22 protein-coding genes are annotated in these 22,950 nt (G+C 68.9%); 9 read left to right on the top strand and 13 right to left on the bottom strand.

The genetic code is table 11. The features are described 5' to 3' along the window. Positions 1-65 precede the first annotated feature (65 nt). On the top strand, positions 66-896 hold the full coding sequence (locus ACWDXS_RS32365) for a GNAT family N-acetyltransferase (RefSeq protein WP_449971642.1): 831 nt from the start codon (positions 66-68) through the stop codon (positions 894-896). A gap of 7 nt (positions 897-903) precedes the next feature. Here ACWDXS_RS32365 and ACWDXS_RS32360 read toward each other — a convergent pair whose 3' ends face one another. From ACWDXS_RS32360 to zapE, 6 genes are all read right to left on the bottom strand, one after another. Next, on the bottom strand, positions 904-1,353 hold the full coding sequence (locus tag ACWDXS_RS32360; protein WP_387446236.1) for a hypothetical protein: 450 nt from the start codon (positions 1,351-1,353) through the stop codon (positions 904-906). Further along, entirely contained in the window at positions 1,350-2,624 is a 1,275-nt protein-coding gene (locus tag ACWDXS_RS32355; protein ID WP_101464690.1) for a DUF58 domain-containing protein, read from the bottom strand. Before ACWDXS_RS32355 ends, ACWDXS_RS32360 begins: the two co-directional genes overlap by 4 nt. Beyond that, complete coding sequence (locus ACWDXS_RS32350) at positions 2,621-3,583, bottom strand: AAA family ATPase (RefSeq protein WP_378970823.1); 963 nt, start codon at positions 3,581-3,583, stop codon at positions 2,621-2,623. Before ACWDXS_RS32350 ends, ACWDXS_RS32355 begins: the two co-directional genes overlap by 4 nt. Positions 3,584-3,600: 17 nt before the next feature. Next, positions 3,601-4,095 carry a hypothetical protein gene (locus ACWDXS_RS32345; RefSeq protein WP_449971607.1) on the bottom strand — a complete coding sequence of 165 codons (495 nt, stop codon included), beginning with the start codon at positions 4,093-4,095 and terminating at the stop codon, positions 3,601-3,603. A 64-nt stretch (positions 4,096-4,159) separates the two neighbouring features. Next, positions 4,160-5,089: a DUF4129 domain-containing protein gene (locus ACWDXS_RS32340; protein ID WP_378990699.1), complete on the bottom strand. Its 930-nt coding sequence runs from the start codon at positions 5,087-5,089 to the stop codon at positions 4,160-4,162. A gap of 138 nt (positions 5,090-5,227) precedes the next feature. Beyond that, positions 5,228-6,361, bottom strand: a complete 1,134-nt coding sequence (gene zapE, locus ACWDXS_RS32335) for a cell division protein ZapE (RefSeq protein WP_449971603.1) — start codon at positions 6,359-6,361, stop codon at positions 5,228-5,230. Between the two features lie 65 nt (positions 6,362-6,426). Between zapE and ACWDXS_RS32330 the strand changes: the two genes are divergently transcribed. Further along, entirely contained in the window at positions 6,427-7,065 is a 639-nt protein-coding gene (locus ACWDXS_RS32330) for a TetR/AcrR family transcriptional regulator (protein ID WP_449971600.1), read from the top strand. Here the strand turns inward: ACWDXS_RS32330 and ACWDXS_RS32325 are convergent. The 7 genes from ACWDXS_RS32325 to ACWDXS_RS32295 are packed head-to-tail and all read right to left on the bottom strand — an operon-like array spanning position 7,038 to position 14,463. Beyond that, on the bottom strand, positions 7,038-7,475 hold the full coding sequence (locus ACWDXS_RS32325; RefSeq protein ID WP_449971597.1) for an NUDIX hydrolase: 438 nt from the start codon (positions 7,473-7,475) through the stop codon (positions 7,038-7,040). The genes ACWDXS_RS32330 and ACWDXS_RS32325 overlap by 28 nt on opposite strands. Before the next feature lie 25 nt (positions 7,476-7,500). Then, positions 7,501-8,691, bottom strand: a complete 1,191-nt coding sequence (locus ACWDXS_RS32320) for a lipid-transfer protein (RefSeq protein WP_378990703.1) — start codon at positions 8,689-8,691, stop codon at positions 7,501-7,503. Further along, on the bottom strand, positions 8,688-9,110 hold the full coding sequence (locus tag ACWDXS_RS32315; RefSeq protein ID WP_449971594.1) for a MaoC family dehydratase: 423 nt from the start codon (positions 9,108-9,110) through the stop codon (positions 8,688-8,690). Before ACWDXS_RS32315 ends, ACWDXS_RS32320 begins: the two co-directional genes overlap by 4 nt. A 20-nt stretch (positions 9,111-9,130) precedes the next feature. Further along, positions 9,131-10,090, bottom strand: coding sequence for a bifunctional MaoC family dehydratase N-terminal/OB-fold nucleic acid binding domain-containing protein (locus tag ACWDXS_RS32310; protein ID WP_449971590.1), 960 nt, complete (start codon positions 10,088-10,090; stop codon positions 9,131-9,133). 14 nt (positions 10,091-10,104) lie between these two features. Beyond that, the gene (locus ACWDXS_RS32305) at positions 10,105-11,268 is read right to left on the bottom strand and encodes an acyl-CoA dehydrogenase family protein (RefSeq protein WP_378990706.1); all 1,164 of its coding nucleotides are present in this window, start codon (positions 11,266-11,268) and stop codon (positions 10,105-10,107) included. Then, a complete protein-coding gene (locus ACWDXS_RS32300; RefSeq protein ID WP_379312350.1) occupies positions 11,253-12,335 on the bottom strand; it encodes an acyl-CoA dehydrogenase family protein in 1,083 nt (360 codons plus the stop codon). The genes ACWDXS_RS32305 and ACWDXS_RS32300 overlap by 16 nt, the downstream gene beginning before the upstream one ends. A gap of 4 nt (positions 12,336-12,339) precedes the next feature. Further along, a complete protein-coding gene (locus ACWDXS_RS32295; RefSeq protein ID WP_449971585.1) occupies positions 12,340-14,463 on the bottom strand; it encodes an acyl-CoA dehydrogenase family protein in 2,124 nt (707 codons plus the stop codon). 147 nt (positions 14,464-14,610) lie between these two features. Between ACWDXS_RS32295 and kstR the strand changes: the two genes are divergently transcribed. The 7 genes from kstR (at position 14,611) to ACWDXS_RS32260 (ending at position 22,949) form a co-directional block, all read left to right on the top strand. After that, positions 14,611-15,228 carry a cholesterol catabolism transcriptional regulator KstR gene (gene kstR, locus ACWDXS_RS32290; RefSeq protein WP_378631587.1) on the top strand — a complete coding sequence of 206 codons (618 nt, stop codon included), beginning with the start codon at positions 14,611-14,613 and terminating at the stop codon, positions 15,226-15,228. Between the two features lie 343 nt (positions 15,229-15,571). After that, a complete protein-coding gene (gene otsB / locus ACWDXS_RS32285; RefSeq protein ID WP_378990709.1) occupies positions 15,572-18,142 on the top strand; it encodes a trehalose-phosphatase in 2,571 nt (856 codons plus the stop codon). A gap of 134 nt (positions 18,143-18,276) precedes the next feature. Further along, the gene (locus tag ACWDXS_RS32280) at positions 18,277-19,161 is read left to right on the top strand and encodes a metal ABC transporter solute-binding protein, Zn/Mn family (RefSeq protein WP_449971580.1); all 885 of its coding nucleotides are present in this window, start codon (positions 18,277-18,279) and stop codon (positions 19,159-19,161) included. Positions 19,162-19,256: 95 nt separating this feature from the next. After that, positions 19,257-20,018 (top strand): metal ABC transporter ATP-binding protein, encoded by a 762-nt coding sequence (locus ACWDXS_RS32275; protein WP_378990808.1) that lies wholly within the window; start codon positions 19,257-19,259, stop codon positions 20,016-20,018. Continuing rightward, complete coding sequence (locus tag ACWDXS_RS32270; protein WP_378990712.1) at positions 20,018-20,884, top strand: metal ABC transporter permease; 867 nt, start codon at positions 20,018-20,020, stop codon at positions 20,882-20,884. Before ACWDXS_RS32275 ends, ACWDXS_RS32270 begins: the two co-directional genes overlap by 1 nt. 71 nt (positions 20,885-20,955) lie before the next feature. Beyond that, positions 20,956-22,131, top strand: coding sequence for an acyl-CoA dehydrogenase family protein (locus ACWDXS_RS32265; RefSeq protein WP_379312237.1), 1,176 nt, complete (start codon positions 20,956-20,958; stop codon positions 22,129-22,131). A 14-nt stretch (positions 22,132-22,145) separates the two neighbouring features. Next, complete coding sequence (locus tag ACWDXS_RS32260; RefSeq protein WP_378631577.1) at positions 22,146-22,949, top strand: enoyl-CoA hydratase/isomerase family protein; 804 nt, start codon at positions 22,146-22,148, stop codon at positions 22,947-22,949. The last annotated feature ends 1 nt before the right edge of the window (position 22,950 follow it).

Raw genomic sequence — 22,950 nt, 5'->3', positions numbered from 1 at the left:
CCGACCCTCGGAAACTCGCTGGACAGGGGCGATATAACTGGCTGATGAGCGAGGATGCGGCGGCGTTGTTCTGCGATACCGGCATGACCGGTCGAATCGAGCGGATGGAGACCGAGGCCATTGCCGGTGGGGTGAACGCGGGACTCCGCAGGGCGACCACGACGACCGGCGGGTTTGCACAGGAGATCGCCGGTGGCGCAGCGTGTTTCGCCGGCCCGAACTCGCCGTTGAACAAGGTGGTCGGCGTCGGCTTCACCGGGGTGCCCTCGACGGCGCAGTGGGAGGCGGTCGAACAGGCTTATGCCGAGGTGGGGGCGCCGGTCCAGGTCGAGCTGGCCCATCTCGCCGACCCGCGGATCGGCGCCGAACTGACCGCGCGCGGGTATCGGCTGACATCGTTCGAGAACGTGCTCGGCCTGCGCCTGCGCGGCCGTGCGTGGCAGATTCCGCAGTCGGTCGAGGTGCGCCGCGATGACGACGACATGGATACCTGGCTCGATATCGTCGTCGACGGCTTCGCCCACCCCGACGACGACGGCCTACCCGCCACCGAGGACTTCCCTCGCGACATCCTCGCCTCCGCCGTCCGAGACCTGGCTGCCACCAACAACACCCATCGCTATGTGGCCTACCGCGCAGGCGAGCCCGCAGGCGGCGCGAGCCTTCGCCTGGCCGGCGGCATCGCCGCTCTCGCCGGGGCGGCGACGCTCCCCGAGCATCGTCGACAAGGCGTCCAGACAGCGCTGCTCTCCACCCGGCTCAACGCGGCGGCCGCGGCCGACTGCGACCTCGCGGTCGTCACCACCCAGCCCGGATCGAAATCCCAGCAGAACTCCCAAGCCCAAGGCTTCGCCTTGCTCTACACCCGCGCGGTGCTGGTCAAAGATCCCGCCTGACCACGACCTACTCGGTGCGGATCTCTTCGACGGTGGGACCCTTGGCCGAGAGGCCGCTCACCAGGAGCGCGTAGATCGCGACGATGAGGATGGGCGCGGCCAGAGGCGCCCAGATCAGCTGGACGGGGACCCAGGCCGCGGTGGCGGCGGCGATGGTGAACAGGACCGCGCCGCCCACCGAGGGGATGGTGGTGGGGACCACGCCCTCGGGGGCGTGCAGGACGGCCGCGTTGAGCAGGTAGGTGGTGGCAACCAAACCTGTTGCCGCTGCGGCTATTACGCCGACGTCGGCGAAAGCAAGAGCGGCGACGGTGATCAGCACCGCGCCGACCGAGGCCGGGCGCCACCACCAGCTCGCGATCACCAGCGCCAGCGCGGGCACCCCGGCGAGGGGATTGATCAGCGCGACCGCGGCGACCAGGAGCAGACCGGCCAGCAGAGCAAGGAATCTCGTCATCGGCGTACCCGTACTGCTCGGCGGTGTTCGGGGAGCAGGCGCATGGCCTGGTCCAGGCGGGTGTCTTCGGGCCAGGCGATGATGTCGACGCCGACGGTGCCCATGTCCCGATACATCGAGGCCCGTTCGAGCTGCCACATCTTGGCCATGGTCGGGTCGAGGCCGTCCTCGAAGGGTGTACCGCGCAGGACGTCGACCGCGACCACCACGTGGCCGCGTTTGCGCAGGTCGATCAGGGCCAGCGCGAACTGGGTGTCGAGCAGGGTGGAGAAGGCCACCACGATCGCGCCGATCGGCACGGCGGCGTGCGGCGCCAGGGTGCCGGTGGTCTCGACGTGTTCGTCGCCGACGCCCAGAACGGTGTCGACGATGCGGTAGAACTGTCTGCGGCCGATGTCGGGGCGCAGCCAGCGGGGCGATTCACCGAGGCAGACCACGGCGGTGCGGTCGCCGGATTGCAGAGTCGACTGCACCACCTGGGCGGCGCCGCGCACCGACAGTTCCAGCGAAGCGCTGGCGGGGCCGGGCGCCTGCAGAGATGTGTCGACCATGACGACCACGTCGGCGGAGCGGTTGGTGAACCGCTGGGTGACGTAGAGCCTGCCGCGCCGCGCGCTCACCGGCCAGTTGACGGCGCGCAATTGATCGCCCGGCGTGTAGGCGCGGATGTCGGCGTATTCGACACCGGGGCCGTGCCTGCGGGTCAGGTGGGTGCCGATGCGGTCGGGAAGTTCGGTGCGCGGCATGCGCATTCGCTGCGGATCGGCGATGGGATACACGTAGAGCTTGGCCGCGGGCAGCTCGGTGGTCGCGACCGCGAGACCGGCCGGGCTCAGCGCGGACACCTTCACCTGCACCGGATACCGGCCCCAGCGGGTGGCCGAGAGCCCGAGCCGCATACCCGCGGGCGCACCACCGGAATCGTGGGCTTCCTCGACCTCGAGTTCCAGGCCGGGCATCGGCAGGGCGGTCATCCGCAGCAGCGCGTGCCCGCTCTCGACGAAAGCGACCGCGCTGCAACCGATCACCTCGTTCTCGAAACAGCGCACGGTGCCGCTGCCGTCGACCTGGACCCTGGTCGGCGCCTGCTGCCACGGCGCGGTGGCGAGCACACCGAGCATCGGCGCCGCGAAGACGACCAGCTGCCACTGCCCCAGCAGCACCGCGACGACCAGTGCCGCTGCCGCGCAACCGGCCAGGATGAACACCAGTGGCGCGGGCCGCCACCGGAGGTCGACCTCGACCGTTCTGGATTCGTCGCGATGCTTCATGTGCTCGTGGCGCGGGGCACCGGTAGCCGGCGGAGTAGTTCGGTGATGACGTCCTCGCCGCGGATACGACGCACCCACATTTCGGGGCGCAACGTGATGCGATGCGACATCGCCGCCACCGCGAGGGCTTTCACGTCTTCGGGAATCACATAGTCGCGCCCGAGGAGCAGCGCCCTCGCCCGCGACATCTGCACCAGGTCGAGTTCGGCACGTGGGCTGGCGCCGACTTCCACCTGCGGATGACTGCGGGTGGCCGAGGCCAGCGCGACGACGTAGCTCACGACGTCGGGGTGCACCGTGACGAACTCGACCGACTGACGCATCTCCATCAGCCCCTGCGCGTCGACCACCTGGCCCACTTGCGGTGCGGTGGAACCCCGTTCGAGCCTGCGCCGGATCATCTGCGTCTCGTCGGCCTCGGAGAGGTAACCGAGGCGCAGCTGGATGGCGAAGCGGTCGAGCTGGGCCTCGGGCAGCGGGTAGGTGCCCTCGTACTCGATCGGGTTGTCGGTGGCCAGCACCACGAACGGCTGTGGGAGCAGGAAGGTTTCGCCGTCGATGCTCACCTGGCCCTCGGCCATCGCCTCCAGCAGCGCGGCCTGGGTCTTGGGCGGCGTGCGGTTGATCTCGTCGGCGAGCAGCACATTGGTGAACACCGGACCGCGACGGAAGTTGAACCGGCCCGACGCCATGTCATAGATCGTCGAACCCAGCAGGTCGGCGGGCAGTAGATCGGGCGTGAACTGCACGCGGGTGAAGTCCAGGCCGAGCGCGGCCGCGAAAGACCGCGCGATCAGGGTCTTTCCGAGGCCCGGCAGGTCCTCGATGAGTACGTGGCCTCCGGCCAGCACGGCAATCATGATGAGCTGCAACTCATCTCGCTTGCCGACCACGACACGGCCCAGCTCACGCAGTACGGCATCGGAGCGCTGGACGGTCACGTTCAACGGCATTGTCATCGGTGGCCTCTAACCCCTCACATCGTCTGCAAACGGCGCAGGATCTCATCCAGCGCCTCTCTACCCGGTGCGCGACCGGTGTGATCGCGCAGCGCGGAGTTCGCCGGATCCACCCAGCGCCACAGTTCAGGTCCGAACTGCAGCTGACCGGCGGCCTCGGTGGCCCGGCGATTCTTGGAAACCCTCAACCCGGTGGACAGCTCGAATTCCTTGGCGAGCAGTGGCCGCAGGTGGCGGTCCCAGTCGGCGCGGGTGCCGTCGGCACGGGCGGTGAGCATCTCGGCGCGCGCGTGCCAGCGACCGAGCATCTCCGCCGGACCGTTGTCGATGTACTCGGTGAGCGGTTCCTCACGGATCACGCGGTGCCGCAGCGACCGGACCAGCATCGCGAGCGCCGCGGCCACCGGCACGGCGACCGCGAGCAGCACCGAGTCACGATCAAGACGCACCAGCGTCACTTCGATCACCGCGACCGCGAGCACGGCCGTCACAATCACCGAAGTCCGGTTCACGCTGAGCCCTCCTGGCATGCTCCGGTGACCTGCGCGGTGACGCGAGCTACCGCCTCCGGTCCGCTCATGCCGTCACCAGCCTGCGCTGCAGGTCTGTGAGGACGATGCGCAGCAGTTGTTCGGCGCGCATGCGCTGCCATTCGAGCATCGAGTGCGGGCTGAACCGCGCCTCCTCGAACAGCGCGACCAGCTCGCGGGCCGAAGCATCGTGCAGCACACCGCTTTCGAAGGCTCTGGCCAGCACCTCCATCGGGGTGTCCGAGGCCAGCGGGCGGGCGGCGCGGTCGCTGGACAGACCGCGCTCCATCGCCACATAGCAGGCGATGATGGCGGTGCGCGGGTCCTGACCCGGGGCGTTCATCGCCGCGAGGCCCATTTCGGCGGCGCGCGTGAGGGAATCGACTTCGCTCGAGGTCGGTTCGTCCTCGACGGGCGCGACGGGGGCCGGTTCACGACGCGCGGCGACAGCCACGACGACCAGGCCGACCAGCGCGACCACGATCAGCACGATGGCCAGGATCGCCGCGATCACCAGGGCGGTGCCGGTGAGTTCGGTGGGTCCGGTGGTGGGATCCGCGGCATGGGTGTCGGTCGTGGGGACGGGGCCGGAGCCCTCGGTCAGCGTCTCGGAGGCCGGGCGCATCGGGCGGGCGCCGGGCAGCAGGAACAGTGCGGTGACCCCGCCTGCGAAGATCAGCGCCACCGCGGCGACGGCGACCGGGACCAGCAGCGCCATCCTGCGCCACTGGATGCGCGGCATGGCGTCGCGTTCGGCTTCCGGCATCGCCAGCGGCAGGCGGTGCTGACTGGCGATCACGCCCGCGACCAGGATGACGATCGAGACCAGCAGCAGTACCGGCATCACGGCGACGAGCAGCGCGGAAGGGGCTCCGGTCGAGGTCGCGCCGGAGCCGGGCAGCGTGCCCTGCAACGCGATCGTCGAAGCGACGACCAGTGCGATCACGACGATCGCCCGCGTAATGGGCTGATTCACCCCGATCACAGCTGTACCACCAAACCCCAGAGACTGCACAAAACAGCCACATAGTTACATGCCGAGTGGTCCGCTCGAGAGGAAATCGATGCTTTTGGACCCCTCCCCTCTTATTGTCCCCCCGCGATCAAGGGCTTGCTAAGCAGTGCGAACGTCCGACACGCCAGTTAATGGCAACTCACCGAGGCGGCTGGCGGTGCGAGCCAGATCGGGGATCGCCGGGACGCCCGCCGTCAGGTCGTGCGCGGGCTCCGGAGCGTGGATCGTGAACGGGAGATCGGCGTCGTAGAGGACATCGACGAGATTCACCAGGCGCATCGACCAGTCCGGCGGGACCTCGCGCAGCGGCGGGACCTCGCGCAGGGTCCAGTGGCGGTAGCGCTCGGTGAGGCGGAGGTAGTCGGCGGCACTGGTGGGGGCGGCGCAGATGTCGTGGAAATCGAGGGTGATGGCATCGGTGGCGGCGTGGGCGCGGATGCTCCGGCCGTTGCCGAGGGACACCTCGACGGGGCCGGCACCCGTCAGGGGTCCGGCACCCACTGTGAGCACGTAGCGACCCGCGAGGAAGCCGGTGTCGCGGTGTGACGTGCGGGTGCGGTAGTCGAGTGGTCCATCGAGGGCGACCGGGTGGAGGTGGGCGAGGATCAACTCGATGGTGGGCAGGAACGCGTCGTGGAACAGCGGGTTGGGCAGGAGCTCCTCGGGCCGGTAGTTCGAGGTGACCACGAGGGTGCGGTGGTCGGCGAAGAGGGCTTCGAGCATGCGGGCGACGAGCATGGCATCGCCGATATCGGTGACGTGGAATTCGTCGAAGCAGACCAGGTCGGCGTCGCCGAGGAGTTCGTCGATGGCCCGTTCGATCGAACCCAGCGTGTGCGTGGCGGTATGGAGGGCGGCGAAGAAACTGTGGAAGTGGAAGCGGCGCTTGCGCCGTGTCTCGACCGCGCCGAAGAACCGGTCCATCACCATGGTCTTGCCGCGGCCCGGTCGGCCGTGCAGGTAGATGCCGCCGCGATCGGCCCTCGGATCGCCGGAGCCCCCGGGGCGATCTGCCTGCTGGTTGCCGAGTGCGGCCGGGCGCCCGCGCAGGGCGGCGAAAGCGCCCGATCGCCGACCGCCGCTTTCAGCGAGGCGCGGGAGGCCGAACCGACCAGTGCGTCGAGCAAGGGGCCCACCGTGTGCGAGGTGCCCGTCGACCGGATCGAGCAGTGATTCGAGCGCGTGTAGGGCCGCTTGCTGTGCGGGGTCGAGCACCACGGTGTCGGGTTTCATGCGAACCTCCTCGTTCCTCTACAGTTGTAGAGGACGGGCGTCGCCGACGGCCAGGAGAGGTGACGATGTCCACAGACCGGCGGGCACAGATCGTGGCGGGCGCCATCGAACTCATCGCGACCCGGGGCATCCGCGCGCTCACCCACCGCGCGCTGGACACCCAGCTGGCCCTGCCCGCGGGTTCGACTTCGTACTACTTCCGCACGCGACGAGCCCTGATCGAGGCGGTGGCCGACGGGATCACCACCCGCTCACGCGCGGATTTCGTGGCCGCGCAGGACGAATCATCGACCGGCCCGGAAGACCTGACGCGGGTCGCGCGGGCGGAATCAGCAAGTCGGCCGATGGATCCCGTGCAGGTCGCGCACGACATCGCGACCTGGCTCGATCAGCTACTCGTCCATCGCCGTAACGAGCTGATCGCGCGGCACGCCCTGATCATCGAGGTCCTGTCCGACCCAGAACTGCACGGCCGCCTGGCGGGCAGCCTGTTCTCCCTGGACCGCGCGACAGACCTGTTCAGCGCCCTCGGCGCCGCCGAACCACGCGAGTGGGCGCACGACTTCCTGGCACTGCTGGAAGGACTCGTCTTCGATCGGTTCGCGGGACTGCGCGCAGGAACAGCGGGCACCGTCGACCAGCTCGCCCGACCGCTGGCCGATTTCCTGACGAGTAGTCAGTCCCGCCAGCCGAATTCGGAATAGGTGGCGGTCGAATTCAGCGCGGCCAATCCGAGCGCGGAATACTCGATCAGGTCGGCGGGCAACTCGGTCAGCGGAAACCATTGCAATGCATAGCATTTATCGGGTTCCCGATTGAAAGGCTCACCGCGCCACGACTCGACGCGGAAGAACAGGCCGAGCCGGGCGTCGCGACCGGGGGCGGTGACGTGGGCGACGTGGAACAACCGCAGGGCGGTGGGATCGATGTCGACCCCGACCTCCTCCGCGGCCTCACGGACCGCGGCCGCCGCCACCGATTCGCCGGCTTCGACCTTTCCCGACGGCAGGTGCCAGCGGTGATCGAACTCGTCGCCGCTGCGGCGCAGGCTCAGCAGAACCTCGTCACCGCGGATCAGCAGGACGTGCACGTCGACCAGGTGGCGGGGAGTCACCCGGTCGAGCGTACGAGAGCCGAGGCTACGACGTCAGGACGAGTCCGGAGGTGGGGACGCCGGTACCCGCGGTGACCAGGATGCGTTCCAGGGCGTCGACCTGGTTGACCGAGGTGCCGCGGATCTGGCGAACCGCTTCGGCGATGCCGTTCATGCCGTGGATATAGGCCTCGCCGAGCTGGCCGCCGTGGGTGTTGAGCGGAAGGCGTCCGCCGAGCTCGATGGCGCCGTCGGCGATGAAGTTCTTGGCTTCGCCACGGGGGCAGAAGCCGAGCTCCTCGAGCTGCATGAGGACGAACGGGGTGAAGTGGTCGTAGAGGATCGCGGCCTGCATGTCGGCGGCGGTCAGGCCGCTCTGCGCCCACAGCTGGTCGCCGACGAGCCCCATTTCCGGCAGCCCGGTCATGGCGTCGCGGTAGTAGCTGGTCATCACGTACTGGTCCGCGCCGCTGCCCTGCGCGGCGGCCGCGATGATCGCCGGACGCTGCGGGAGGTCGCGGGCGCGTTCGGCGCTCGTGACCACGATGGCGACACCACCGTCGGATTCCTGGCAGCAGTCGAGCAGGTGCAGCGGTTCGGCGATCCAGCGCGAATCCTGGTGCTGTTCCAGGGTGATCGGCTTGCCGTAGAAGAAAGCGTTGGGGTTCACCGCGGCGTGCTTGCGGTCGGCCACCGCCACCGCGCCGAAATCGGCACTGGTCGCGCCGGTGACGTGCATGTACCGGCGGGCGACCATCGCGACCTGCGCGGCGGGCGTGCCGAGCCCCTGCGGGTAGGCCCAGCCCGCGTCGATCCCCGACGACGTGGGCGCGGCGGCCAGCGCGGGCGAGAACTGACCGAATCGGGCGCCGGATCGTTCGTTGAACGCGCGATAGGCCACCACGACATCGGCTACCCCGGTGGCCACGGCCATCGCGGCCTGCTGCACGGTCGCGCAGGCCGCGCCGCCGCCGTATCCGATGTGGCTGAAGAACTTCAGGCTCGGAATGCCGACCGCCCTGGCCACCGCGGCCTGGGTGTTGGTGTCCATGGTGAAGGTGGTGAGGCCGTCGACGTCGGCGGGCGTGAGACCCGCGTCGGCCAGCGCCGCGCCGACCGCCTCCGCGGCCAACCGCAATTCGCTGCGTCCGGAGTCCTTGGAGAAGTCGGTGGCACCGATGCCGACGATGGCGGCGCGTCCGGAAAGGCCGGCGGATTCGGCGGAGGTGGTGCTCATTTCGGCTCCAGATCGGGAAGGGCGATGACGGCCGTGGCGGTGATGTGCTCGCCGAGGCTGTCTGTGCCGTGCACGTCGATGGTGACCTGGGTGCCGTCGATCTCGGTGACCGTGCCGGAAAGGGTCAGGGTGTCACCGGAGTACAGCGGCACGCCGAGACGAAGAGCGATGCGCTTGACCAGCGCACGCGGACCGGCCCAGTCGGTGACGAAGCGCTGCACCAGACCGGTGTCGGTGAGGATGTTGACGAAGATGTCGCTCGACCCGCGCTCGACCGCCTTGTCGCGGTCGTGGTGCACATCCTGGAAGTCCCTGGTGGCCAGGGCGGTGCTGATCACGAACGTGGGGTCGGCGTGGATCACCAACTGCGGCAGGGTGGTTCCCACCGCGAGGGTGGTGAGTTCGACGGTGGGAGTCATCGGGGCGTCCTTTGTGGTCATCACACGGCCTGCCAGTACGGCAGCACGGTGCCGTCGGGGAGCTTTTCGAACGCGACGCGGACAGGCTGGTCGATGGCGACCTCGGCGGGGTCGATGCCACGCAGTTCACCGAGCATGCGCACACCCTCGTCGAGTTCGACCAGGGCGACCACGAAGGGCAGATCGCGACCGGGCACCTTGGGCGCGTGGTGCACGACGAAGCTGAACACCGTGCCGGTGCCCGCGGCGACCACGTAGTCGGTGGTCTCCGCTTTGTCCTGCCACAGCGCGGGGACGGGTGGGTGGCGCAGCGTGCCGTCGGGCAGACGCTGAAGGCGCAGCTCACCGATTTCGGTTCCCGCCCAGAAGAACTCGGTATCGCGCGAGATGACCGGGCTGACGCGACCAGCGGGTGCGATGCTGGGCGATGCCGACGTCTGCTCCGCTGTCGCAGCGGCGGCAGCCGGCACGAATTTCAGGATGCGGAACAGCATTTCGGTGACGACCTCGTCGCCGACCGACCAGGTGGTGGTGAAGGTCAGGAACCAGCCGTCGCCGAGCCCGGTTCGCTTGGGTCCCTTGAACTCCGAGAGCCTGCTGCTGACCGTCACCTCCTCCCCCGGCGTCAGGTAGCGGTGGTAGGTCTGCTCGCAGTTGGTGCCGACAACGGAGGTGTAACCCGCGTCGTCGAGCAGCTGGGTCGCCAGGCCGAGTGGGTCGTCGGCGGTGCGCACCCCGCGCAGGCCGTTCATCGTCCACACCTGCGCCATGGCGGGCGGGGCGACGATGCCGGGATGACCTGCCGCCTTCGCTGCCTCGGCGTCGACGTAGATCGGGTTGGTGTCCCCCAGTGCCTCGACCCAGTTGTGGATCATCGGCTGGTTCACCGGGTCACGACCGGCACGCGGCGCGGACTCACCCGCCGCCGACAATTTCGCCAGTGCTTCGGGAATGTCCTCGGGGGTGATGCTGTCCGGCACGCGCCGCTCCTTGTTCATCGGGGGACGCGCGGCAGATCGAGGCCCGCGGTGGCGACCAGTTCGCGCATGATCTCGTTGACGCCGCCACCGAAGGTGACGACGAGGTTCTGCTTGGTACGCCGGTCCAGCCAGCCGAGCAGTTCGGCGGTGCCGGGCTCGGCGGGGTCGCCGTAGCGGCCGATGATCTCCTCGACCACGCGACCCGCTTCCTGCAGCGATTCGGTGGAGAAGATCTTGGTCGCCGAGGCGTCGGCGATCACCGCGTTCTGTGCCGCGGAGGTGTCGGCGGCGGCGACCTGCCAGTTCAGCAACTCGTTGAGCCGCACCATGGTGCGCACCCGGCCGAGTGCGCGACGCACTTCCGGCTCGCCGAGCAGACCGTGCTCCGCCGACCAGTCGTGCAGGCGGTCGTAGAGCTGTTCGATCTTGCCGGACGGGCCGAGGCTGACGCGCTCGTGGTTGAGCTGGGTGGTGATCAGCCGCCAGCCGCGGTTCTCCTCGCCGACCAGCATCTCCGCGGGCACCCGCACGTCGTCGAAGTACGTGGCGTTGGTGTGGTGGGCGCCGTCGCAGGTGATGATCGGAGTCCAGGAGTAGCCGGGGTCCTTGGTATCGACGATCAGGATCGTGATGCCGCGGTGGCGGGACTCGACCGTGCCGGTGCGGCACGCCGTCCAGACGTAGTCGGCCTCGTGGGCGCCGGTGGTGAAGATCTTCTGCCCGTTGACGATCCAGTCACCGTCGCTGTCGCGGACCGCGGTGGTGCGCAGCGCGGCGAGGTCGGTGCCCGCCGACGGCTCGGAGTAACCGATGGCGAAATGGATGTCGCCGGACAGGATTCCGGGCAGGAACTTCTTCTTCTGCGCGTCGGTGCCGTACTTCTGCAAGGTCGGCCCCACGGTCAGCAGGGTGACCAGTGGCAGCGGGACATCCGCGCGGACAGCCTCGTTGAAGAAGATCTGCTGTTCCATCGGGCCGAAACCCTGGCCGCCGAACTCCTTGGGCCAGCCGACACCGAGCCAGCCGTCGCGGCCCATCCGGCGCACCACCTCGCGGTAGGTGTCGCCGTGCCGGTCCACCGCCATCGCCGCGGCCTCGGCCGGGCTGATGAGATCGGCGAAATAGGAACGCAATTCTTCGCGCAACCGCCGCTGTTCGGCGGTCAGATCGATGAACATCTTGCTCCCAGAAGGTCGAGCCGCAGACCCGCACCGCCGAGGAGCCGGGCGAGGTCTTTGGCCTGCGAGTAGTAGCGGTGCATCGGGTGGGTGATATCCACACCCAGTCCACCGTGCAGGTGGTGACATTTCTGCATGGCGCGCGGAACTTCGGCCGCGGCCCAGTAGGCGAGCACGTCGAGGTCCTCGTCGATGCGGTACTGGTGCTGGGGCGAGAGGTCCGGCTGCGCCAGTGCCCAGCACGCCGACTCCGCGGCCACGTGCAGCGTGCGCGAGACCACGTACAGGTCCGCGATCTGCTGCGCCACGGCCTGGAATTCGGCCAGCGGCCTGCCGAACTGCTCCCTGGTGCGCACGTGCTCGGCGGTGAGCGTGATCGCGCCCTTCAGCAGGCCGTCGGCGACCGCGCCGATACAGGCCAGTGCGTGGCGGTGCAGGACGGGCAGCGCGTCATCGGCCAGCAGTTGGTCGGCCGGGATCTCGACGTCGTCGAGGACCAGCGTCGCCTCCGGGATACCCGCCGACCCCGCCACCGGGATGATCTCGAGCCCCGGCGCGACCGAATCGACCAGTGCCACCCCGGCATCGGTGGGCACCAGAATCCACCGTGCCTGCTCGGCGTAGATCACGCCGGACTTGCGCCCGGTGATCCGCACCGTGTCGCCCGCGCGCACGGCCTTGGTGGTGGGCGCGGTGGTGAACGGCGCGCCCGGTTCGTTGAGCGCGGCGGTGAGCACGGTGCCCTTGCCGACCTCTGCGAGTACCCGTTCGGCCAGTTCGTCCGACAGCACACCGAGCAGCGGCAGCACACCGAACCCGAAGGTCGGCAGCGCCGGGACCGCCGCGGCGTCGGTGGCCAGCTCCATGAGCAGGGCCGATACCTCGAGCAGTCCCATACCGTCGCCGCCGAACCGTTCCGGCACCGGCACGGCCAGCAGACCGGAGTCGACCAGGCTCGGCCACAGGGCCATATCCCTGGCCGGCTCACGTTCGAGCAGGCTTACCACTACCTCGGCTACGGCGTCGGCGCTTTCGTCGCGGGTGAAATCCACGGCGTCCTCCCTCATCGAGCTAACTGTCCGCATCGCGCGGCAGGCCGAGAATCCGTTCGGCGGCCACGGTCAACAGGATCTGCTCGGTACCGCCCGCAATCGAGAGACACCGCGTAAGCAGGAATTCTTTCAGAGCATCACTGTCCAGGGAACCTTCTTGGCCGACAAGTTCCAGCGCGTATTCCGCCAGCTCCTGCCGATGCCGGACACCGACCAGTTTGCGAACACCGGCTTGGGCGCCCGCGTCGACGCCCGCCATTGTCGCTACCGCGATCCGCTGTTCCAGCAATGATCCAGCAACCGAAGACGTGATCAGCGCGCCGAAGCGGTCCTCACGCAGTTCCGTTCCCCATCCACCGACCGGGAAACGGTCGAGCAGGGCTTCGAGCGCGCCACCGATACCGCCGCCGCCCATGGCGACCCGTTCGGCCGACAGCGTGGTGCGCGCGATCTTCCAGCCGTTGTTCAGCGCGCCGACCAGGCAGTCGTCGGGCACGAACACGTCGTCGAGGAAGACCTCGCTGAACTTCTCCTCGCCGGTGATCTGCACCAGCGGCCGCACCTGCACGCCCGCGGCGCGCATATCGACGAGGAAGTAGCTGATGCCGCGATGCTTGGCCGCGGCCGGATCGGTGCGGGCCAGGCAGATGCCCCAGTTCGCGGTGGAGCCGAGCGAGGTCCACACCTTCTGGCCGCGCAGCACCCAGCCGCCGTCGACCTTCTCGGCGGTGGTGCGCAGGGCGGCCAGATCGGAACCCGCACCCGGCTCGCTGAACAGCTGGCACCAGATGACCTCGCCGTGCAGGGTCGGCCAGACGTAGCGTTCGATCTGCTCCTCGGTGCCGAAGCGCAACAGCGTCGGCACGGCCCAACCCGCGACGGCGAGGTCGGGGGTCGTCAGCTCGGCGCGACGGAGCTGTTCGGCGATCTGCAGGCAGGTCATCGGGTCGGCGGCACGGCCGTAGGGCCGCGGCCAATGCGGCATCACCATGCCCGCTTCCACCAGCGCGCGCGTCTGGTCGGCGGGCTCGAGCGCGGCGATCGCGGCGACCTCGTCCGCCAGCGCGGTGTCGACGGCGGCGTCACCGAGCACCCGCTCGGCGCCGGTGGTGCGGCGCCGACCGGCCCTGGTGAGCTCGGCGACCCGGGCGCGCCAGCGCGCCGAACCACCGAGGAGCTGGCGCAGCGAGCTCGCCCGGCGCAGGTAGAAGTGCGCGTCGTGTTCCCAGGTGAAGCCGATACCGCCGAGCACCTGGATGGCGTCCTTGGCGTTGTCGACGGCGGCATCGAGGGCCACCGAGGCGGCCACGGCCGCGGCGATCGGAAGCTCGTCGCCGCCCTCGTCGATCGCGGCGGCGGCGTCGGCGGCGACCGCGCGGATCAGCTCGGTGCGGCACAGCATCCAGGCGCACAGGTGCTTGATCGCCTGGAAGCTGCCGATCGGTTTACCGAATTGTTCACGCACACGGGCATATTCGACCGCGGTACGCAGGGTCCAACCGGCGATGCCCGCCAGTTCCGCTACCACGAGCGCTACGAAGAGGTCGGTGACATCAGCCGTCGGCGCGAAGCCGTGATCGGCCGGTACGGCCACCTCGGCGGCGCTGACCCGCGCCAGCGGCACGGTGTGGTCGCCGTGTGCCAGCGACGTCACCGTCACCGCTTCAGCGGGCAGCAGCAGCCATAGGGTGCCGTCGATGGTGTTGGCGGGCACGAGAACTCGGGTCAGCTCATCGGCGCCGTAGACGAAATCCCAAGTGCCGGAGACACTCCAGCCGGTATCGGTGGCGACCGCCTTCGCGGACTGCTCGTCGCCGGGCACCGCGACCGCGCACGGTGTGCCGTCGGCGAACGCTCCCTCGGTGATCAGCCCGGCCAGCGCGGTGGCCAGCACCGGACCGCCGACCAGGTCGTCGCCGGTCTGCTCGAGCATGACCGCCAGGTCGGCGACCGTGCCGCCGAGACCGCCATTGTCCTCGGGCAGCGCGACCTCGAACAGCCCGAACTCGCTCAGCCCGGTCCAGTACCCGCGCCAGGCGGCCGAGCCGCCGGTCCGCATTGTTTCAATCGGCGCGACCGTGCTCGCCCAGCCCCGCAGCGACGCCGCGACGGCTTTGTGCTCGTCAGTGGTGGCGATGGTCACAAGAAGATCCGCCCTTCCGGCGTGGTTCACACTTCTAGAACATGTTCTAATATCTAAGCCGGGTATAAGTCAAGAGACCTACACTCGCACTAAGCTCCGGGCACGGCTCGGCCGATGAATTGCCACTGAAGCGAAAGGGTTTCCACGATGGACAGTCCCGCACCAACGCCCACCGTGACGACGCTGTCCGAGGACGAGCTCAGCTCCAGCGCACAGCGCGACCGGCGCAAGCGCATCCTCGACGCGACCCTCGCGCTCGCCTCCAAGGGCGGCTACGACGCCGTGCAGATGCGCGCGGTCGCCGAGCGCGCCGACGTGGCCGTCGGCACGCTGTACCGCTACTTCCCGTCCAAGGTTCACCTGCTCGTTTCGGCGCTGGCCAGGGAATTCGAGATGTTCGAAGGCAAGCGCAAACCACTACCCGACGGCGACGGCCCGTCCGAGCGCATGCACACCCTGCTCACCCAGATCACCCGGATGATGCAGCGCGACCCGCTACTCACCGAGGCGATGACGCGCGCGTTCATGTTCGCCGACGCCTCGGCCGCCGCGGAAGTGGATCGGGTGGGCAAGGTGATGGACCGGGTCTTCGCCCGCGCGATGAGCGACGGCGAACCCGATGACCGTCAGCTCGCCATCGCCCGCGTCATCTCCGATGTGTGGCTGTCGAACCTGGTGGCCTGGCTCACCCGGCGCGCGTCCGCGACCGATGTCACGGAACGGCTCGAGCTCACGGTCGACCTGTTGCTGGGCGATCGCGGATAACCCAGCAACCCGGCAAAGCTCACTACCGCAACATCACAAATCGCCCATCGCTGTTGACACCCGTCGGCTGTGCGCCTTCCAGTAGGAAGATGCATAGCCGACACCGCATATGCGAAACAGCGCATCTACCGGGAGCGCGTGCCTCGCCGCGCCCTCATGTGCCCGGTGAGCTCGACGAATCCGGCAGACGGTGGTGGGCCGCCGGTACGAAATTTGCCGTAAGGTCGCGAGCAAACGACCGGGGGTCGTGCGCACAACCCGCCGCGCCGCTCGCGCGGCAAAATTGACGCAGTATTGTTTTTCGCGCCCCCTGATCAACTCCTCCCATCACTAGGTTGGATGCGTGAGCGCACAGGAACTGCCCTTGGATGTCCGCCGTGCACTGGCGTCGGTTGCGCGCGTGCCACGGCTCTTGGTTGCCTCGGACTACGACGGGACCATCGCCCCGATCGTGTCCGACCCGTCGAAAGCGTTTCCCCAGCGGGAATCGGTGAGCGCGCTACGCGCGCTGGCGGGGTTGTCGAACACTACTGCGGCAGTGATTTCCGGTAGAGCGCTCCGAGACCTGGCGGCACTGTCGCGCCTGCCGGTCGAGGTGCAGCTGATCGGTAGTCACGGCTCGGAGTTCGACGTCGGCTTCGTGCACGCGATCGACAACGACGCCAAACAGCTACTGACAGAGATCAATTCCGCGTTCTCGAAGATCTCCGCCGAGAACCCGGGCGTGACCGTCGAGATGAAGCCGGCCAGCGCCGCGCTGCACGTGCGCAACGCCAGCCCCGAAATCGGCAGGCGCGCACTGACTTCCGTTCGCCAAGGCCCGGCCTGCTGGGTGGGCGTGCAGGTGACCGAAGGCAAGGCGGTGATCGAGCTCGCGGTGATCCCCACCGACAAGGGCACCGCGCTCGACACCATCCGCCATCAGGAAAGCGCTTCCGCCGCAGTGTTCTTCGGCGACGACGTGACCGACGAGAAGGCGTTCCGGGTGCTCTCGGGACCGGATGTCGGGATCAAGGTCGGCGAGGGCGAGAGCATCGCCAAGTTGCATGTGAACTCCACCGAGGAGGTGGCGCGCGCGCTGGCGTTCCTCGTCGAGGAGCGGCGCACCTGGCTGGCCGGGGCGAGCGCCCCCCGGATCGAGCGGCTGAGCATGCTGGCCAGCCCGCGCTCGGTCGCGCTGCTCACCCCCGACGCGACGGTCACCTGGCTCTGCCACCCCGAACCGGATTCGGCGGCGGTGTTCGCGCATCTGCTCGGCGGCGCGGCGGCCGGACACTTCACGGTGGCGCCGGAGCGGCCGAGCCTGCCGCTGTCGCAGCGGTATGTGGACGGCACGATGACGGTCGAAACCCGGTGGGCCAGTTTGCAAGTGGCCGACTACCTGCCGCACGACGTGGCTCCCGATCGCACCGATCTGACCAGGGTGATCACCGGCGCCGCGAAGGCCGTGGTCACCTTCGCGCCACAACCGGAGTTCGGCCAGGTGCCGGTGCGAATGCAGGTCGTACGCAGCGGAATCCAGGTCAGCGGCACCAATGATCCGATGGTGCTTCGCTCCCCCGGTGTGGAGTGGGAGATCCTGTCCGACGGCACAAACGAGCAGGCGCGCGCGGTGGTCGACCCGTCGCTCGGGCCGGTCGTGCTCGAATTGCGGTGCGGAACCGCGGATCTCGCGCCTTCGATGACGCCCGAGCCGCAGCGCCGCCAGCTCGCCGAGCAGTACTGGTCGCAGTGGGCCTCGGAATTGCTGCTGCCGCCGCTCAAGCCGGATCTGATGAAGCGTTCGGCGCTCACCCTGCGCGGGCTGGTCCATCGCCCGTCGGGCTCGATCCTGGCCGCGGCCACCACCTCGCTGCCCGAGGACATCGGCGGCGTGCGCAACTGGGACTACCGCTACTGCTGGCTGCGTGACGCGTCGCTGACCGCGCAGGCACTGGTGACCCTGGGCTCGCTGACCGAGGCCGAGGAGTTCCTCGGCTGGGTACACAAGGTGCTCGACACCCTGCCGGGACCGGAGCGCCTGCACCCGCTGTACACGATCTACGGCGAGACCCTGCCGCCCGAGGCCGTGATCGACGCGCTGCCCGGTTATGCCGGATCGCGGCCGGTGCGAGTGGGCAACGCGGCCAACATGCAGGTGCAGCTCGACGTGTTCGGGCCGATCGTCGACCTGATCACCTCGATGTCACACGAACGCGAGCGCCAGGGCATCACCGCACCGGCCAAGGCCCTGCCGGATGCCGACTGGGAACTGGTGCACGCGATGGTGTCGGCGGTGCAGCGCCGCTGGACCGAACCCGACCACGGCATCTGGGAGATCCGCGGCAACCCGCGCCACCACGTGTACTCGAAGGTGATGGGCTGGCTCACCATCGACCGCGCCCTGACCCTGGCGGACCGCTTCGACCGCCCCGCCGATCCCGACTGGGTGAGCTTGCGCGACACGATCGCCGACGAGGTGAAGGCGAAGGGCTGGAACGACGAGGTCCAGTCCTACACCGCCGCCTACGACGGCACCGACCTGGACGCGGCCACCCTGCACATCGGCCTGAGCGGCCTGATCGATCCCGCCGACCCGCGCTTCGCCGCGACGGTGGTGGCCACCGAGGCCGAACTGCGCAGCGGCGCCACGGTGTACCGGTACCACCACGACGACGGGCTGCCCGGCGGCGAGGGTGGCTTCCACCTGTGTGCCGCCTGGCTGGTAGAGGCGTACCTGCTGATCGGCAGGCGCTCCGACGCCGAGGCACTGTTCGCCCAGCTGGTCGCCGCCGCGGGACCCACCGGCCTGCTCAGCGAGGAATACGACCCGGTCGCCGAGCGTTCCCTCGGTAACCACCCCCAGGCGTACAGCCACCTGGGGCTACTGCGCTGCGCCCAACTGCTCAGCCAGCCGGTCAACGCCCTGGTCTGACAACGCTCGACAAAGCCGGGTTCGAATTTCGAGCCCGGCTTTTCGATGCGGTTCGTACTGGGTATTCGTAGCTGCTAATCTAAAACGGTAACGATTTCCATTACGATCTAGAGCTTGCTCGCCAGGAGTGCCGCGTGAACCCTCGATTCGCCCGCTTGTTCGCCGGTCTCACGGCGGGGGTGGCGGCCGTGGTCGTCCTCAGCGCCTGCGGTACCAGCTCCAGCGATTCCGATACCCCCCAGATCGTCGCCTCCACCAATGTGTGGGGTTCGGTGGCGTCTGCCGTTGCCGGGCCGGATGCCCAGGTGACCTCGATCATCAGCGACCCCGCCGCCGATCCGCATTCGTTCGAGACCTCGGCCACCGACACCGCCAAGATCAGTGACGCGGATCTCGTCGTGTTCAACGGTGGGCACTACGACGAGTTCATCGAGAAGGCCATCTCGGGCAAGGACAAGCGGACCGTCGAGGCGTTCGAGCAGCGCGCGGACAAGAACGACGACAACGAGCACGTCTGGTACGACGTGAGCACCGTCGCCGCCGTCGCCGATCGGATCGCGGCCGAGCTCGGCCAGGTCGACGCCGCGCACGCCGACGCCTACACCGAGCGCGCGGTCGCCTTCAAGAATCAGCTGATCGGCGTCAGCACCATCACCGGCACCATCGCCACCCAGACACCGAACGCGCCGGTCGCCCAGTCCGAGCCGCTCGCGCACTACCTGCTCACGGCCGCGACCGCGCAGGACAAGACCCCGCACGAGTTCCAGGAAGCGATCGAGCAGGAGACCGACCCGGCCCCGGCCGCCGTCGCCGCCACCCGCGACCTGATCACCGGCAAGCAGGTCAAGGCACTGATCTACAACACTCAGACCGAGGACAAGATCACCCAGGACCTGCGGGCCACCGCGCAGTCCGCGGGCATCGCCGTGGTCGAGGTCACCGAAACCCTGCCTGCCGGAATGGATTACATCCAGTGGCAGACCGCCAACGCCAAGGCGCTCGCCGCGGCCCTGCGCTGAGGAGCCCCATGACCGAGGCAACCGCACTGTCGGACACCACCGCCGCACCGGACATCGAGACCGCCGACGCGGCGATCCGGCTGCGCGGGGCCACCATGGCCTTCGGCGACCGCACCCTCTGGCGCGACCTCGACCTCGACGTGCGGCCGGGTGAGTTCATCGCCGTCCTCGGACCCAACGGCTCGGGCAAGACCTCGCTGCTGCGCGCCCTGCTCGGCACCCTCGACCTGAGCTCGGGCAGCGCGGAGATCGCCGGCAGGCGAGCCGGGGTGGGCAATCCGGGCATCGGCTACATCCCGCAGCAGAAGACCATCGACGCCGGTGTGCAACTGCGCGGCGTCGACCTGGTCGGCCTCGGCGTGGACGGGCATCGGTGGGGGCTCGGGTGGCGCGGTCGTCGCAGCCGGGCAGCGAAGGTCGAGCGGGCCATCGCCGCGGTGGGCGCCGGGTCGTTCGCGCACGCGTCGCTGGAGACGATGTCCGGTGGGGAGCAGCAGCGGTTGCGGGTCGCGCAGGCCCTGGTCGGCGACCCGTCGGTACTGCTGTGCGACGAACCGCTGCTGAGCCTGGATATGGCGAACCAGCGCCTGGTCGCCGAGCTGGTCGACCGGCGCCGCCGCGAACACGACACCGCGGTGCTGTTCGTGACCCACGAGATCAACCCGATCCTGCCGCTGGTGGACCGGGTGCTGTACCTGGTGGACGGTGGCTTCCGGATCGGTACGCCCGATGAGGTGATGACCTCGCAGACGCTGTCGGAGCTCTACCGCACCGAGGTCGAGGTGCTGCGGGTACGCGGCCGCCTGGTGGTCGTCGGAACCGGCGACGATATGGACGCCCTCGGCGGTACCGCCTGATGGAAAAGCTCACCAAGGTGTTCCAGCAGATGTTCGACTTCACCACCACCGCGAACCTGCTGGGTTACGACTTCGTGCAGCAGGCGCTGTTGGCGAGTGCCCTGCTCGGGTTGCTGGCCGGGTTGATCGGACCGCTGATCGTCGCCCGGCAGATGTCGTTCGCCGTGCACGGCACCAGCGAGCTCTCGCTCACCGGCGCGTCGGCGGCGCTGCTCGTCGGGGTCGGGGTCGGATTCGGGGCGATCGCCGGTTCGGTGGTCGCGGCCGTGCTGTTCGGGTGGCTGGGTTCTCGTGCGCGCGAACGTGATTCGGTGATCGCGGTGGTGCTGTCGTTCGGGCTCGGGTTGTCGGTGCTGTTCCTGTGGCTCGCGCCGGAGCGGGCCGGGTCGAAGTTCTCCCTGCTCACCGGGCAGGTCGCCGGGGTCGGCTACGACGGGCTCGCACTGCTGGTCACCTGCACCGCGGGCGTGCTCGCCGTGCTGGCCGTGGTGTATCGGCCGCTGTTGTTCGCCAGCTCCGATCCCGAGGTCGCGATCGCGCGCGGGGTGCCGGTGCGGGCGCTGTCGGTGGTGTTCGCGGTACTGCTCGGCATCACCGCCGCGTTCGGCGTGCAGATCGTCGGCGCGCTGCTGGTGCTCGCCTTGCTGATCACCCCGGCCGCCGCGGCCGCGCAGGTGACCTCGAGCCCGATGCGGGCGACCGTGCTGTCGGTGATCTTCGCCGAGGTCGCCGCGGTCGGCGGGCTGCTGCTGTCGCTCGCCCCCGGTGTTCCGGTGTCGACCTTCGTCACCGCGATCTCGTTCGGCATCTACCTGGTGTGCCGGGTCGTCGGACATCGCAATCGGCAACTCGCGCACGCGCGCTGAACCCGCGCCGGATCCCGCTCCGATGCCCGAACGGCCGCGAACCACGGAGGTCGGCGCGCAGAATGGCCAGCATGATCGACTTCACCGTTCCGGATGATCTGGCCGCACTGCGAGATCGGGTTCGCGCCTTCGTCGTCGAGCAGATCGTGCCGTTCGAGCGCGATCCCCGGCTCACCGCGCACGGCCCCAACGACGACCTGCGGGCCGAACTCGTCGAACTGGCCCGCGCCGAGAAGCTGCTGACCGTGCAGGCGCCGGTGGAACACGGCGGGCTCGGACTCAGCCACGTCGAGCAGGCGCTGGTGTACGAGGCGGCGGGGTGGTCCACGCTCGGACCGGTCGCCATGAACTGCGCCGCGCCCGACGAGGGGAACATGTTCCTGCTCGGCAAAGTCGCCGACCCGGAGCAGGTCGACCAGTATCTGATGCCGGTGATTCGTGGTGAACAGCGCTCGGTGTTCGCGATGACCGAGCCCGGCGGGGCCGGGTCGGATCCCGGGCAGCTCAGCACGGAGGCGGTGTTCGACGGCGAGAATTTCGTGATCAACGGCCTCAAGTGGCTGATCACCGGCGCCGACGGCGCCAAGACCTGGATCATCATGGCCCTGCTCGCCGAGAACCCCCACCTGCCCGCCGGGCCGACCCTGTTCCTCGCCGACGGTGACGCGCCGGGCATCGTGATCGAGCGGATCATGAACACGATGGACCGCAACTACGTCGGCGGGCACGCGGTCGTCCGGTTCGACAATCTCACGCTGCCGCCGACGGCCGTGCTCGGTCGCACCGGACAAGCCCTGCGGTACGCGCAATTACGGCTCGCCCCCGCTCGGCTCACACACTGCATGCGCTGGCTCGGCGCGGCGGCCCGCGCCCAGTCCATCGCGCTGGACTACGCGCGTACGCGCACCGCGTTCGGCAAGCCGATCGGCGAACACGAGGGCGTGTCGTTCATGCTCGCCGACAACGAGGTGGCGCTGCACCAGTGCAGGCTGACGATTTGGCACGCCTGCTGGCTGATGGATCAGGGACAGCAGGCCAGACACGAATCGTCGATGGCCAAGTCGTATGTGTCCGAGGAGCTGTTCAAGGTCACCGATCGCTGTGTGCAGGTGCTCGGCGGGATCGGGATCAGCGACGAGACGGTGGTGGAGATGTTGTTCCGGGACATGCGCGCGTTCCGTCTTTACGATGGCCCGACGGAAGTGCACAAGTACGCGATCGGCAGACACTTGCTGGCCGGTCGCTAGTACGATTCCATCCCATGAGTTCGGAATTGCTCGTCGATGTCGAAGGCGGCGTCGCGCTACTGACGCTCAACCGGCCAGCCAAGCAGAACGCCGTCACCCCGACGATGGCGGCCGAGCTGAGCGCCGCCCTTCGCCGGTGCGATACCGAGGACGCGATCCGCGCCGTCGTGATCACCGGCACCCCGCCGGCGTTCTGCGCCGGCGCCGACCTGGCCGCACGCGGAGGAGACGTGAGCGCCACGCTCGATCCGCCCCCCTGGCAGGTCCGTAAACCGGTGATCGCCGCGGTGAACGGGCATGCGGTCGGTATCGGGCTGGCGCTGGCGCTGCAGTGCGACCTGCGCTATTTCGCTCGCGACGCGGTGTACGGGCTGAACCAGGTGCGTCGCGGGGTGCTCGCCGACGGGTTCGCGCACTGGACGGTGCCGCGCCTGGCCGGCCTGGCCAACGCCGCCGACATCATGCTCACCGGGCGCACCTTCGACGGTGACGAAGCCAAGTCACTCGGACTGGCCAATGCCGCACTGCCCGCCGACGAGGTGCTGATGACCGCGATGGCGGTGGCCCACGACATCGCCACCGGGACCGCTCCCCTGCCGGTCGCGCTCACCAAGCGGCTCATCTGGGAAAGCCTCGGCATGACGCCCGCGGTGGTCGGGCAGCTCGAATCCGAGCTCAACGCGCAGGTTGCCAAGAGTGTCGACGGTGGCGAGGCGATGGTGGCGTTCAAGGAGCGCCGCCCGCCGAACTGGACCGGCAGCGTCAGCGGCGAATGGCCCGCCTGGGACGCGCCCGGCGTGCGCCCGAGCCTGGACTGAG

The sequence above is a fragment of the Nocardia sp. NPDC003183 genome, assembly GCF_053590715.1.
The sequence above is the reverse complement of the archived record's forward strand: the minus strand, read 5'-3'. Positions and strand labels throughout refer to the sequence as shown.